General features: G+C 67.3%; 12 protein-coding genes. 8 read left to right on the top strand and 4 right to left on the bottom strand.

The window, feature by feature from the left end:
• From V7E45_RS15060 to V7E45_RS15070, 3 genes are all read left to right on the top strand, one after another.
• A partial coding sequence (locus V7E45_RS15060; protein WP_333774656.1) for an RHS repeat-associated core domain-containing protein occupies positions 1–423 on the top strand: 423 nt, incomplete at its 5' end.
• An 83-nt stretch (positions 424–506) separates the two neighbouring features.
• The gene (locus V7E45_RS15065) at positions 507–944 is read left to right on the top strand and encodes a hypothetical protein (protein WP_333774657.1); all 438 of its coding nucleotides are present in this window, start codon (positions 507–509) and stop codon (positions 942–944) included.
• Positions 945–2,105: 1,161 nt separating this feature from the next.
• Positions 2,106–2,669 (top strand): hypothetical protein, encoded by a 564-nt coding sequence (locus V7E45_RS15070; RefSeq protein ID WP_333774658.1) that lies wholly within the window; start codon positions 2,106–2,108, stop codon positions 2,667–2,669.
• A 142-nt stretch (positions 2,670–2,811) separates the two neighbouring features.
• On the opposite strand, the gene V7E45_RS15075 is transcribed toward V7E45_RS15070, so the two are convergent.
• Together V7E45_RS15075 and V7E45_RS15080 are read right to left on the bottom strand one after the other, a co-directional pair.
• The gene (locus V7E45_RS15075; RefSeq protein ID WP_333774659.1) at positions 2,812–4,467 is read right to left on the bottom strand and encodes a pentapeptide repeat-containing protein; all 1,656 of its coding nucleotides are present in this window, start codon (positions 4,465–4,467) and stop codon (positions 2,812–2,814) included.
• A 1,370-nt stretch (positions 4,468–5,837) separates the two neighbouring features.
• Positions 5,838–6,194, bottom strand: a complete 357-nt coding sequence (locus V7E45_RS15080) for a hypothetical protein (RefSeq protein ID WP_333774660.1) — start codon at positions 6,192–6,194, stop codon at positions 5,838–5,840.
• 514 nt (positions 6,195–6,708) lie between these two features.
• Between V7E45_RS15080 and V7E45_RS15085 the strand changes: the two genes are divergently transcribed.
• On the top strand, positions 6,709–7,560 hold the full coding sequence (locus V7E45_RS15085) for a hypothetical protein (RefSeq protein WP_333774661.1): 852 nt from the start codon (positions 6,709–6,711) through the stop codon (positions 7,558–7,560).
• Positions 7,561–7,633: 73 nt separating this feature from the next.
• Here the strand turns inward: V7E45_RS15085 and V7E45_RS15090 are convergent, their stop codons facing one another.
• Positions 7,634–8,191 (bottom strand): hypothetical protein, encoded by a 558-nt coding sequence (locus V7E45_RS15090; RefSeq protein WP_333774662.1) that lies wholly within the window; start codon positions 8,189–8,191, stop codon positions 7,634–7,636.
• Between the two features lie 33 nt (positions 8,192–8,224).
• Here V7E45_RS15090 and V7E45_RS15095 point away from each other — a divergent pair, with 33 nt between their 5' ends.
• Positions 8,225–8,815 carry a hypothetical protein gene (locus V7E45_RS15095; RefSeq protein ID WP_333774663.1) on the top strand — a complete coding sequence of 197 codons (591 nt, stop codon included), beginning with the start codon at positions 8,225–8,227 and terminating at the stop codon, positions 8,813–8,815.
• Positions 8,816–9,092: 277 nt separating this feature from the next.
• On the opposite strand, the gene V7E45_RS15100 is transcribed toward V7E45_RS15095, so the two are convergent.
• Positions 9,093–9,380: a hypothetical protein gene (locus tag V7E45_RS15100; RefSeq protein WP_333774664.1), complete on the bottom strand. Its 288-nt coding sequence runs from the start codon at positions 9,378–9,380 to the stop codon at positions 9,093–9,095.
• A 597-nt stretch (positions 9,381–9,977) separates the two neighbouring features.
• Between V7E45_RS15100 and V7E45_RS15105 the strand changes: the two genes are divergently transcribed.
• From V7E45_RS15105 to V7E45_RS15115, 3 genes are all read left to right on the top strand, one after another.
• Positions 9,978–10,157 carry a CsbD family protein gene (locus tag V7E45_RS15105; protein WP_333774665.1) on the top strand — a complete coding sequence of 60 codons (180 nt, stop codon included), beginning with the start codon at positions 9,978–9,980 and terminating at the stop codon, positions 10,155–10,157.
• Between the two features lie 405 nt (positions 10,158–10,562).
• A complete protein-coding gene (locus V7E45_RS15110; protein ID WP_333774666.1) occupies positions 10,563–11,000 on the top strand; it encodes a trypco2 family protein in 438 nt (145 codons plus the stop codon).
• Position 11,001: 1 nt separating this feature from the next.
• A partial coding sequence (locus V7E45_RS15115; RefSeq protein WP_333774667.1) for a tetratricopeptide repeat protein occupies positions 11,002–13,644 on the top strand: 2,643 nt, incomplete at its 3' end.

The raw sequence follows: 13,644 nt of genomic DNA on the forward strand, positions 1-13,644 counted from the left end.
CGCCTGTACAACCCCACCACCGGACGCTTCCTGACCACCGACCCCGTCTACGGCGGCAACGCCAACGCCTACGAATACGTCACCGCCGACCCGCTGAACCAATATGACCTGGACGGCCGTAGCCGGTTCAGGTGGATTGGCCGAACCATTCGCTGGTTCCCGCGGGCCTATCACTCCACGCGGGCGTTCTTCCACTACACGCCGACCAAGTGGATGTTCTTCGCTCAGGGGAACAAGCACTTCGTGATGCGGAAGCATCACATCGGCTTCCACTGGAGCAACCACCAGAATCGGATCGAGTGGGACAAGTTCCACAAGTGGCACTGGAACCCGGCAGGCACCAAGGACCACCGCAGCGTGGCACGAGGTCTGTGGGCTGCAGGAAAGCACGGTCTGCGTCGAGCCCTAACGTGGTGGCGTTAGAAATCGCCTCTAGCAGATAGTGGGTGGTCGGGCCTCAAGGCCCGACCACCCACAGGCAAACCGGTCACACTGAAGGACACCTCATGATGATCACCTCAGCCACGGACGCCGACATGGAGATCTTCCTTACCTCGGTAGGGGAGTACCTTGGAAGGGTCGGCGCAGAGACAACGATCGACCTGTACACGGATGTCGAGATTTCGGAGCCTGAGCCGAAACGTCTTTTCACGGAGCTGAGGCAGGCTGCCCTTGCTGAGAACAGCGCGGCAGATACCCGAAGCCGCAGGAAGGACCCCTACATGGGTGTTCCCCTGGACCTCACTTCACCTGCTGGCATTACCTACTTCTCGCGCCTGGCGCATCGCACCATCGGCTGCGAGGCCTCCCTTGGCAGGAAACTACTCTTCTCAACAGTCGAGAACGAGCGGCTTGTGTCGCTGGACATCCCCGACCGAGAGATCGAAGAGCTCAAAGCCCAGGCCCGTCAAGCTGGCGCGACTACCCTCTCCCACGTTGCCTGAGCGCTGGCCTGGATAGGGGGAGATTCCCCGGGAGGGACTAGGGCTCACCGCTCAACCGCCGCGCCGGCTGGCCCCGAGGCGAGCCGGGGGTTGTAACGGTGCGCACCACCATCTCGGTGCGTTCCATGACTTCCCGCACCGGCTCGCAGTGCGGCCACCTTCACTCACCGGGCGCTTGCTCGGGCTTTGAAGCAACGGCAGAACGGCCCGCATCTCGTGAGACGCGGGCTGTCAGGGCGGTGGGTAGTACTCGGGCAGCCGGTCCCCGGTCTTGGCGTCATCGGCGATGCCGGTCGGGGAAAGGCGCACTGTGCTCGAGTAGGGCGCCATTTCACTGATGCCCTGCCACCCGTCCGGGCGGCAGGGCATCAGTCACGACAGGGCACCGAGTGCAGCCGCAGCGAGCGAGGGCCACTCGAGACCCCCGGCGGCATCCAAGCCGACCTGCGCGTCTCCGAAATCCGCCCGCGCATCGTCCCAGTCCCCCTACGGCTCCCGGCCCTCGATCTGCCCGGACCGTCCCTGGCAGGCATGGAAGGAGGCGGCCGGCCTCACACCGACGATGTCGCAGAGGTCATGGGCAACTACCGCTCTCTGGTACGCCTCCACCAAGCCCGGAACAGGGACCGGCCGGCAGCCGATCGGCGGCAGGTCTCCCTGCCTGAGCCGGCATGGCCCGAGGTGATCACCCGCTGCTCCGGTGACGTGTGGATCGCCTCCCTCGACATCGACCGCCAGGTGGTCGCCTCGCAACTCTGCCTTCGCCAAGGACACAGCGGGCATTCAGTTCTCCTGCTGACTGGCCGTGTCGCTGGATTTGTAGTAGGCCTCATGACCCATTCAACGAACGCGACGAGGGTGCCGGAGCGGACGGCGGCCGGGGGCAGGCAATCCTGCTTCCAGCCGGGCGGGGCGTCGATCCCGGCGAGGTAGAGGCCGTAGCGGTACTTGGTGTCCTCGTCCCAGGCGCGGCCGATGACCTCTTGGCCGTCGGGCCGGACGTACGCCCCAGAAAGCCATCCGTGCAGGATCGCGTACGGGTCCCGGGCCTGGGGTGCTGAGCTCACCCGGCCACCCTATGTACTGCTCGCCCGGGCGCCGGCCAGGCCCCAGTGCACGAAGCTTTCTCGCTGCCGGTACGGCCTCGCCTACGCTCGATCCGTGCACCTCCCTGAACTCCCCAAGACCCTCTGGGACATAGCTCGTGGCGTGTGGGCCGCGAGCCCGCCGGCGCTGCTGGTTTGGCTGGGTGCCCTGCTGCGGCAGCAGCGGCTCGAAGCTGAGCAGGTCACCGCCTGGGCGGGCGATCACGTCGACGACTGCGAGTTCGTCCAGAGGTTCCGCGAGCAGGAGGGGTGGCAGCCGTACCATCCGCACACGCTGCTCATCCGCAACGGCGGCAAGCACCCGGTCCGCAATGTCACGGTGCGCCTTCCCGATGTGGACGGGGCGATCGAGAGCGAGTCACGGGTGGCGTACTACTGCGTCGGTGACGTGCCGCCGGACACGACGCGCACCGTGCCACTGGACTGCGATCTGCACTACCACGAGTCGAACCTGGCGATGTTCGACCTGTGTTTCGTGCTCAGCCGCAAGCGGTGGTACCGCCGGGCGGACGGACGACTTCGCCGACGGCGGGACTGGACGGGCTGGGCCGCGCGGACCGTGTACCGGCTCCGGGAGCGGTTCGTCCGCCCTGAACTCGAACCAGACGGTCAGCCGTAATAGCCCGGAGCTCCGATTTTTTGCCTGGGCCGCCAGGTGGAGCCTTCCTCACTGGTCAGTGTCCTGATGCTGCGAGCTATTCGACGGCTTCTCCTCGGGGCACGGAAAGGAGCGCGGAGCCTGGTCATGGAGCCGGTTGGCCTCAGGTCTTCCTTAAGACCCCCCAGCCGTCAGTGGTGGGTCGGACATCCCAGCCTGTCGGCCAGAAACAGGCCAGAGGGGTGCCGTCCGACGTCGTTAGGCGCGCCCGTGCGCCGTCGAATTGAACGTTGCGGCGGAACATGGCGTGTTCGAATGTGGCGCCGCCGGTGAACGTGGCGTCTTTGAACTTGGCGTCGTCGTGGAAGGGGGCGCCGAAGAACGAGGCCTTGTCGGTGAACGTGGCGCCTTCGAACGTGGCGCCGCCGCCGAAGGGGGCACCGAAGAACGAGGCCTCGCCGGTGAACGTGGCACCTTCGAACGAGGCCTTGTCGGTGAACGTGGCGTCGCGGAACGAGGCGTCGCCGGTGAAGTGGGCACGGTCAAACAGGGCGCCGCGGTTGAACATGCCGTCACCGATGAATGTGGCGCCGTCGAATGTGGCGCCGCCAGTGAACGTGGCGTCTTTGAACTTGACGCCGCCGGTGAACGTGGCCTCGATGAACGAGGCTTTGCCGGTGAACGTGGCGCCTTCGAACGAGGCCTTGCCGGTGAACATGGCCTCGCCGAACGAGGTGCCGCCGGTAAACGTGGCATCGTTGAAGTCTGCCTGGACGACGTGGAAGCGGGAGAACTGCCACGTGGTGAGGGTGGCGTGGGAGAGGTCGACGAGCATGCCTTCCCAGAACCGGTCATCGGCTGGGATGGTCTCCCGCCAGTCCGGACGGCGGGAGTCACATAGGTGGGCAGTGAGAATGCGTTCGGCGGTCTTACGTACCTGAAGTTCCTGCCTTCGCTGATTGTCCGTCTTCCCGTGGACGCGTGCCCGCATGGTCTGTCGGGAACCGTATACCTTTTGCCGCCATCCTTTGTGCTTCTCTTTACTGGGACGGTCGATAGCGGGCGGCGTGTAGGGCATGCGCAGGTATGCGCAGATGACGTCCACGATGGTCTGCCGGTGGTCGGTAGCGGTCTGACCGAGCCGCTCCAGCGAGTACAGCCCGCCCAGCCGCACCGGGGCTTGGGGGCTTCCGAGCTGCTCGACAGCCTTGGTGTACAGCTCGGTGATCCGCCTTTCGTTCGCATCGTGTTCGCTCTCCTCGGTGGCCCTTTCGTGGTGCAGCTGCCGACGAAAGGTTAGGAGAACCGTGAGCGCCGCACCTGCGCCAGCACCCGCGGCAAGACCGGTACGAACCGCCTCGATCCGTTCCGTCGTCCGTTCGTTGGCCGAGTGCATATGGGCGGCTTCGGACAGCAGCAAGGCGGTAGTGGCCCACACCGCAGCCAGTACAACGACGGCCGCCAGCAGGACCCACCACCAACGGATAGGCGGGGCGGAGCGTTGCGGCCCTCGCAGCCCCGTACGCCGGTACAGCTGGGCTGCTGTCAGTGCACAGGCTGCAGAAGCGATGACGAGGACAAGCTGCACCAGCGGGATGCGGGCGGCCAGGTCGACCAGCCGATCCCATGAAAGTACGGCCACGACCAGAAGTACGCCCGACACCGCAGCCAAGCTGTACGCGGCAACCTGCCTCAACCGTACAGAGCCCACGGCACACCCTCCCAGCTGGTCCAGCGTCTTCTGTCTGTCTCGGAGGAAACAGTCGGTGAGGTTGCCCGCCACAAACGTCGCCGACTCGCCGTTCCCGACGCCGGCCACCCGAGCAGGCCAGCAGTCATGACCGGATGCGGACGGTGTGAGACAAGGGACCGCCGCCGTAGGGGGCGCAGAAGGCTGCCGTAATCGCGGATGCTCCGATCGGCAAGATCCCGGCTCCACCTTGCGGCCCGGGGAGTCCCGGACCACCTCGACGCGACGACCCCGCATCTGAACTTTAAGGAACAGACAGGCCACCGCCACCAGACGCCAAGAGGTGACCGAGCACCGTACGGACAGTGCGGGACGGCGCGATGCCGCCCCACCCCACGGCACTTGGTTAGGGTGCCAGTCTGTTCCTTAAAGTTCAGTCGAACTCCTGGGGCCAGCTTCCGTTTCGGGTGCCCGCGCCGGGCGGATCATCCGAGGACACAACCCAGTCCCCCCAAGCCTCCCGTCCTCTGTCTTCAGGTGGGTCATGTACTTAGTGAGGATGTCGCCGGTCGCGGGCAGGACTGGCGGCCGGTGTCAACGCACCAGGCGGTGAAGCGCCGCCAGCCGCCGGCGTATCCGCGGCGGGTATCGGCGGGGACACCGGCTTCGACGGCGGCGCGGGCTTCCGCGGCTCCGCGATCTTCGCCGCGGCGTCCCGGTCCGATGAACTTCTAGCCCAGCGGGCCTGGGCGCGGCAGCATTGCCGTGATGCCGTGGCTCGCCCCTGGGCTTGGCAGCGGGGAGGGCGGCATGCGTAATCCAGACGCGGTCAAGCACGAGTGCGCCGACTGCGGCGCCATCACCAAAGTCAACACGAGGACCGGTCGTCTTTACTCTCACCAGTTTCCTGGCAAGATCGCTGTTTGCCCGGCATCAGACAGCGTCGTGACGAATCGGCGGCGCGGGGAACCGCCTCGGCTCCCTCCGTTGAGGCCAGCGTCAAACCCAGCACAGCAGCCGACGCGGACCGTCGCGGACGAGCCCTCGACCAGTGTGCGGACGGTCCCAGGCGGGCTGCCCGGCCTCGGTAGACGACGCTGACGACCACTTAAGTGACGCTGCAAACCACGCGGACGTCCAGGCCAGCAGGGCCCTCATCTGAGGGGCGAGAAGAGGAATCGGCCAGCCGCACACCGAGAAAGGGTTCGCCGGACGGGTCACCACGACGTGCCGCGCTGAGCGGAGCGCCCACGACGGGCCCGGCCACATCGCGGCAGCAACTGCTCCCCCTCGACCACTCCCCGGGCGGTGCGGTCTCCTCACGCTGCCGCATCCGGGACGGCGGGAGTGCGGCGAGCGGCCCAGCTCCGGCCGGCTCGACGACCCACGGGCCGGCGCCCCTCCCCCACCCCCTCCGCAGCCAGCCTGCCCTCCGTCACAACCGAGCCGCCGCAGACGGGCAGCGCCCGGGCCACGTAAACCGCCCACGATGGCCGTGTTCAGGCGCGGCCAGGAGGTGCGTAGGTGATGCCGACGTCTCCGGCGGAGGTTGCGGCTAGAGCCACGACCTTCCATATCGCAGCGGGGACGCCAGTCCGGGGACCCTCCCAGGTGTCGTTGAGGAGATCCACGGTCAATGCCACGGACTTACCATCCGACCCCTTGGCCGAGAACTTGACCTTCTGCGCTGTCCACGGCTTCGCGTGGGCAGAGGCGAACTCCACCAGGGCGTGGTACGCCGCGAAGTCCTTGCCGGAGTGAGTGAGGGTGAGAGTGCCCGGCCGAAGGTCGAGGCCGACGTGGACTTGCGTGTCTTCCTGCACGATGGCGGGTTCGCCGGTGGCGCTCAGCTCCACGCTGCTCTCCAAGTGGGTGAGGTGGATGTTCAGCTACAGCATGGCGGCTGAACACCCGCCGGGAGAGGGCGTCCAAGAACCGATCGATTGTTGAACAGCGGCGCCCGGACGTCGATACGCCGGGGCGGGCCCGACGGCCGGTGTCCAACAAGGGCGTTCACAACTCCCGGCTTGCACAAAGGCTTTCCGGACTGCCTTCGGCCCGGCGATACTTGCGACACCCGTGAGGGGCGCCAGCTGAGCTAGAGCACCTCACCGCATCCGGCAAAGGCGAACTCTTGCACATGAATCTCTTGCCGCGAATTAGCTGAACGTGCCACCCTGCGATAGACGCAGTATGACGCGGCAAAAGTCCATTTGCCGGGGGATGCCTAAAGGGGAAGAATGGGGGCTCTTGAGGTAGGCGCCACGCCAACCCAGCAGATTGACGCAGGCGACTATTGCAGCTACAGCGAATTCAACCCCTAAAAGGGTTCCTCTTCAACATCTCTCCACTCGCAGTCACGGAGTCATCATGACTGCCACAGTTCGACGGCGAATCCCCCAGCTCCTTTGCGCTTCCTGCCTCAGTGCTGCGCTCCTTGTATCCGCAGGAGCGACCACGGCTATAGCGGCATCGGACTCTTCGACGGACACGACTCAGTCGTCAGCGTCCGCAGACGACGATTCCAACCCGCCACCTAGCAATGATCAAAGCTCGGGAGAGGCCACGGACGCCGGAACACCGGCCACCGACACCGGCGCACCGACTGGCGAGACCGAAGCCCAGCATCAGCCGGGCACCAGCGAGGTTCAGCCCCTGCAGCCGGCCACCAACACCGGCGCACCGACTGGCGAGACCGAAGCCCAGCATCAGCCGGGCACCAGCGAGGTTCAGCCCCTGCAGCCGGCCACCAACACCGGAACACCGGCCACCAACACCAGCACTCAGTCCAGTCAAATCCCGTTCTTCACCCTGGGCGGCAATCAAGGTCAATCTAATCAACCAAGCGCTGTCCAAGGTCACATCCCGACGTCAGCCGAACTCACCGAAATCACCAAGACGATCATTAACACGGCCCTCGCTGGAAACACCGCCTGCAAATTCGCGCAGTGCCCCGGATGGATTGGCAGCAGGCCCAGCGTGGCGCTCGGGTGGATGGGGCGCATCAAGTCGCTTACGAATATCGGGGCGGCGGTTTACTGGGGTGACCAGGCTGCCTCGGCGACTCAGCAGTACGGCAAGGATCTAGCCTCGGGTAAGGATAAAAACTCACCGGAGATACAGCGCGACATAAGTAAAATGCGAGAGACTTACACGAACGCACGCGAGGCTATCATTGTGCTTTTCCCTCCGTTCGCGTCGGGGTTGCCGCCCTTGAAGTGAAAGCAATCCCAGCTCGGCTGACCAGTTTATTGCTGATGGGTCGCTCCCCCTCAGTGCGCGATGGAACGGTGGCCTACAGCACGCTGAGCAGGGCGTTGTCCTCCCACTGGTCGACCACTTCGAGGTAGCCGGCGAGCACCTTGGAGTGCGGGGCCCAGCCGCCCTGCTTGGCGATGACGATCTGGTCGTGACCCTTCAGGCGGGATGAGGTGGCGAGGCCGCGGCGGGGGCTGTGTCCGGTGAAGCGGATCTCGATCCCGGCGCGTTCGCCGGCGCGGGTGACGACGTCGCCGATGGATTCCGGCTGCAGCCCGCCCTCCAGGACCGTGTGCCACCGGTTGTGCAGACGGCGCCAGGCGTATCCGTCCGGGTCGGTGAGGCCGGCGGCCTCCTTCCAGGCCAGCCAGGCGCGGACCGGGCAGATCGAGGGCCGAGAGCCGTAGGGGACCGGGACGACGCGGGGCCGGATCTTGGAGACGCGCAGGTCGGCCTGGATGCCGCCGGGGGTCTCGGCGTAGTCCCGGACCCGGTTGAAGGCGAGTTCGTGTCGGCGGCCGGCGACGGCGAAGTGCATGAGCACCAGGGCGCGGTCGCGGATGCCGGTGAGGTTGTCCGCCAGGAGCACGCCCACCGGCTCACCGGTGAGGCGTACCGGCAGGCGGCCGTGCTGCGGATCCAGCTGGCCGAGTGGCTGCGTCTCGCCGCCGATCCCTTCCAGCTGTCCGCGATCGACGACGCCCGCGCCGGCGGGACGTCCTGGGCCGACATCGCCGTCGCGCTCCGCTACGTCAACCGCCAGGGGGAGCCGAACCCGGGCAGCGCGATGAACGCGCGCAAGCGCCTGCACGTCGCCGTCAACGGGAAGCCGGGCGACCGGCGGCAGCCGCAGGTAGCCCACCTCATCGACCAACGGGCCGCGGAGGAACGGATCGCCGAGCAGCGGCGCATCGCGGCCGGGGAGGCCCTGTACGCCAGGCTGGGCGGGGTGGCGCGTGCGCTTCTGGAGCACCACGGAGCCGGGAAGATCCTGGAGGATCCGAACGATGACGGCTTCTGGTGGGGCGAGCTCGCCGAGGCAGTCGACGACCGGCGGGACGCACGGGAGCGCGCCAACCTGGTCTCGTACGTGCGCGGGGTCGTGCGCGAGACGCAGGCCTACGCGAGACGCACGGGCAAGCCCGCGGCAACGACCGAGCGGGCCCGAGAGGCCGTGAAGGCGGCTGCGGAGCTGGTGGAGCTCAGCGACGAGAGCTGACCCACCCGCCCGGCAGCTCGCCACGCTGTCCCGTCCCGTCCGTGGCGCTCCGAGGACGGCCCGCAGGGGAAGCTGCTGTGGTCAACATGGCAGCCCAACGACCCGGACTCGCCGGGCCGAATCGACGCGTCCTGCGTCCTCGTGTACGGCCTGATCCCCGAGGCCAACGCCGGGGCGATCGCGCACTCGCCGCTCCCGCAGGCCCCGCAGCCCGGCGCCAACCGGCTGGCGTCCCCGTACCAGCGCCGGATCGGCTGAGACTGCGGGTCGGCCGCGACTAGCCTTCAGCCTGACGCCGTTCCTGATCGTCCACGGGTTCTGTCTCAACCTGCATCGCCAGTCCATAGTCGGCTTCGTAGCGCAGCTTCGCGAGGGACACGGTGAGGGTCTCGACGATGGCTTCGGTCTTACGGGCCGCGAACTCGGCGAAGTGCCGGTGCGCGTCTGCTTCGGCTTGCCTCCGCTCCGCCTCAGCGCGATCAGCATGGGCCTCTGCGGTCCTGGCCTCTGCCTGCACACGCTTGGACTCTTCCTCGGCGGCGCGGCGTCGGATTCTGGCGGGCACGATGGCAACCCTTTCCACACCCCTGAGTGCCGCGGCGAACAGGGCAAGCGCTGCCCCGCTTCCGCGCCATGCGCCTGGAGGAGTTCCAGCATCAGAGAGCTGCCTTCGACCCGCCTCACTCGCGGACTCAGCCGTGAGTCGGTCGGGTCGTCGAGGTACGCCATCAGCAGCACCTGCTCCTGCGTGTCGGTCATCTCTACCGTGTCGAGGAGTGTCAACGTGAGGCAATCCGCGTAGATGCTGTCGAGCTGCTTGAAGAGGTCGGCCAGTTTGTGCAGGACGCCGGGCGCCTTGAGGAAGGTCAGGCGAACGCTTCTGACCTCGCCGAATCCGTCCATGCCGATCACCAGCCTTCCGAGTGGAACGTAGCGCTCCATCACGCTTCACGCACCGCCAGCGCAGGATCGTTGCCGCTGTTCGGAGGACAGGCCCCCTAGCCCGGCGCGAACCGTCCAGCGTCCCCGTACTCGCGCAGGATCGGCTGACCTCGGCCGCTCTCGATCATCTGTTCCGCAATCGGGCTACCTCAGCGAGCGGCCAGGGGCGTCGCGTGGGTTCCTGATCGAGAGATCTCCCATTCCGAACTGGAGGAAAGTCATGTCCGGTGCGAAGGACAAGGCGAAGGGCCTCGCGAACGAGGCGGTCGGCAACGCCAAGCAGCGTGTCGGCAAGGTCACGGACAACGACAAGCTGCGGGGCGAGGGCAAGGCCCAGGAAGTCAAGGGCGAAGCGCAGCAGGTCAAGGGCAACGCCAAAGACGCCGTGAAGAAGCCGTAGCTACTTGCCCCTGAAGAAGTCCGAGGTGCCTGTGGGTTGTCCCTTGGGGAGAGCTGGTGAGGGCCGGGCTATGGCCGTCACAGTGGGTGCAGGTCTTGGCGGCCGGGGGTGGGGCGATGTTGCGTGTCGCGGGAGTAGAGGACACCTGGTGGGAGGTACTGCCGGAGCGCGACTGGCGTTTCTCCTGACGCCTACGCAAAGCACAGATGCCCCTGCCGTCCGTTCGGGCGGCAGGGGCATCTGTCACGTCAGGGCGCCGAGTGCAGCCGCGGCGAGGAAAACATGGGCGAGCAGGGTGCAGTCGGCGGAGCTGCGCAGTGGCGGAAGTGCTGCGGGGCGCATGGCGAATGGGACATGCTGGTTGTTTTCCGGGGGCGTCAGTTTGGCGCGGTACATGGGGGTGCTGTGGAAGCGAAGGTCACGTTGGCGGAAGCGTTGAGTGAGCTGCGGCGGGAGTTGTATGCCGCGCAGGACGACGGGGCTGGCCAGCAACTGCGGTTTGAGGTGGAGCAGGCACAGCTGACGTTGGATGTGGAGTTCCGCCGCGGTGGTGACGGCAAAGTGAAGGTCGAGGTCGGCTTTCCTGGGGTCAAGGCCGGCGCGGAGGCGGGTGGCACGCTAGAGGCTACGCATCGTCAGACGCTGACGCTGAGCCTGCAGGTTCTTGACGAGGCCCTGGGCGGTAGTCGTGCGAAGATCCGCCGGCCGTCCGCTGAGAACGGGGCCGGCGCCACCGTCGCGAAGTCCACCGGTGCCGAAGCGTCCGAGCAGTCCACGGGTGCTGAAGCGCCGGATGGGGCGTCAGGTTCTGGAACCGGGGCGAAGCGACCGTGGGAGCAGTGACATGGATGCACGGCGCCTTGTGTGGGTGGGCACCGGGGATCCCGGGGGTTCCGGTTCCGGCTATCTGATCGGGCCCCAGCTCGTGCTGACGGCCCTGCATGTGGTGATGCCGGACCAGCGGTGGGCGCTGCGGCTGCAGGCGCGGGTGGGGCATCCCCGGTTCGGTGACGTTGTACACCGGCGGGCCGAGGTTTGCTGGCCGGACCCTCGGGAGGGTGTTCCGGCCAAGGACGCTCTCGACATGGCCCTGTTATGGCTGGAGGAGCCTGTCCCTGTGGAGGGTGATCCGGTGCTGTGGGGGCGGCCCGGAGGAATCGTGCCGCTGCCGTTCGAGGGAGCCGGTTTCCCCGCCTTCGCCGACGAAGCCGCCCGCGGGGACGTCGAGCACCTGCGGGGTGAGCTGCCGGTGGTGTCCACGTCGTCGTCCGACTGGGTACTGGACTGCCGGGTGTGGCCGGACCTCGGACACGGCGGCGAGCGGCCATGGGCGGGAGCGTCAGGGGCGGCGATCTTCTGCCGGGGCCGGCTGGTCGGGGTGGCGGTTGAGGACAACCGGCCGATGGGCGGTCGCCGCCTGCAGGCCGCACCCGTCCACGAAGCGCTCAGCCTCCCCGGCTTCGCCGACCTGGTCACCCGGCACGGCCATCCCGGCACCACTGTGTCTCTGGAAGAAATCACCGCCGCGCAGGCGGACACGGGGCGAAACGAAGACGCCGTGACACAGCCGGTGGTGCCTGTGCCGATCCCTCAACTGGCGACGGCGTTCCAGCCCCGCAGCGCACTGCGGGACCGGATCGACGCGGCGTGGTCGGACAACCGGTCGGTCGTACTGACGCAGGAACAGCCACGCGTGCTGTCCGGTGGGGGCGGAGTCGGAAAGACCCAGCTTGCCGCTGCCTACGCCACTGACGCCGTCAAAAATCGCATGGACTTGGTCTTGTGGGTGGCTGCCGCCGAGGTGCAACAGGTGACCGCCCTTTACGCGCAGACAGCCACCGCCCTGAAACTGCCCGGCGCCAGCGGTGAGGATCTGGAAGCGGACGCCCGCTTGCTGCTGGACTGGCTGCGCAACACAAACCGCCGATGGCTCGTCGTCCTGGACGACATCACCGACCCGTACGGCATCCAACCACTGTGGCCCACCAGCCAAACCGGCAGCGGTCGCGTGCTGGCCACCACGCGCAGCAGGGACGCCTCCCTGACTGGCAACGGCCGTATCCGCATCGACATCGACGTCTACACCCCCGCCGAGTCCGCCACCTACCTGCACCAACGCCTCAGCGCCGAGAACATGGGCCACCTCCTCGACGACCACGCCACGCAGCTCACCCACGCCCTGGGACACCACCCTCTCGGCCTCGGCATGGCCGCCGCCCACATGATCAACGAAGAACTCACCTCCACCCAGTACCTCAACCGGTACAACGACCGACATCGCCTCCTGGATGAGGTCATGCCGCCGGCCGCAGACACGGAGGGCTACCTCGAGCCGAAACAGCCCACGCAAGTCACCGCGGCCCTCCTGCTCTCCCTCGACGCTGTCCAGGCCAGCGATACCACCGGCTTCGCCACCACAGCCCTGCGCCTGACCGCTCTTCTCGACCCCGCCGGCCACCCCCACGCCTTGTGGAACACCCCCGCCCTCCTCGACCGCCTCACCACCCACCACACCCCTGCCTCACAAGGCGACACCACCGCATCACACGCATCGGTTACAGCCGAGCAAGCCCACGCAGCCCTCCGCCTCCTGCACCGCTACGCATTGCTGACTTGCGACACCCGGGTCGAACCCCGCGCTGTCAGCATCCACGCCATCACCGCCCGCGCCACCCGCGAAACCATCCCTGCCGACGAGATACCGGCCCTCGCCATCGCAGCAGCCGACGGCCTACTCCAGCTCTGGCCCAACCCTGACCAACACCACGCCGACCACGCCGCCGTCCTGCGCGCCAACACCAACGCGCTCACCGGTCACTCGAACGATTGCCTCTGGACCCCGGTCAGGCATCCGCTCCTTTACCGCGCGGGCAGCAGCCTCCTCGACGCCGGGCTGGCCGCCTCCGCCACCGCCTACTGGCAGTACGTGTTTCTAGAAAGCGAACGGCTGCTGGGCAGCGAGCACCCCTCTACGCTCACCGCCCGTGCCAACCTCGCCAGCGCCTACCAGCAGGCGGGACGGACCGACGACGCAATCGAGCTGCTGGAACAGGTAGCGGTCGACCTGGAACGCCTACTGGGCGGCGAGCACCCTCACACGCTCACCGCCCGCGGCAACCTCGCCACCTCCTATCAGCAGGCGGGTCGGACCGACGAGGCGATCGAGCTGCTGGAACAGGTGGCGGCCGACCGAGAGCGGCTGCAGGGCGGCGAGCATCCCGACACGCTCACCGCCCGCGGCAACCTCGCCAGCGCCTACCAGCAGGCGGGTCGGACCAGCGAGGCGATCGAGCTGCTGGAACAGGTGGCGGCCGACCTGGAGCGGCTGCTGGGCGGCGAGCACCCTCACACGCTCACCGCCCGTGCCAACCTCGCCACCTCCTATCAGCAGGCGGGTCGGACCAGCGGCGCAATCAAGCTGCTGGAACAAGCGGCGGCCGACCGAGAGCGGCTGCAGGGCGGCGAGCATCCCGACACGCTCACCGCC

This window comes from Streptomyces sp. IBSBF 3136 (assembly GCF_036815105.1).
GTDB lineage: Bacteria > Actinomycetota > Actinomycetes > Streptomycetales > Streptomycetaceae > Streptomyces.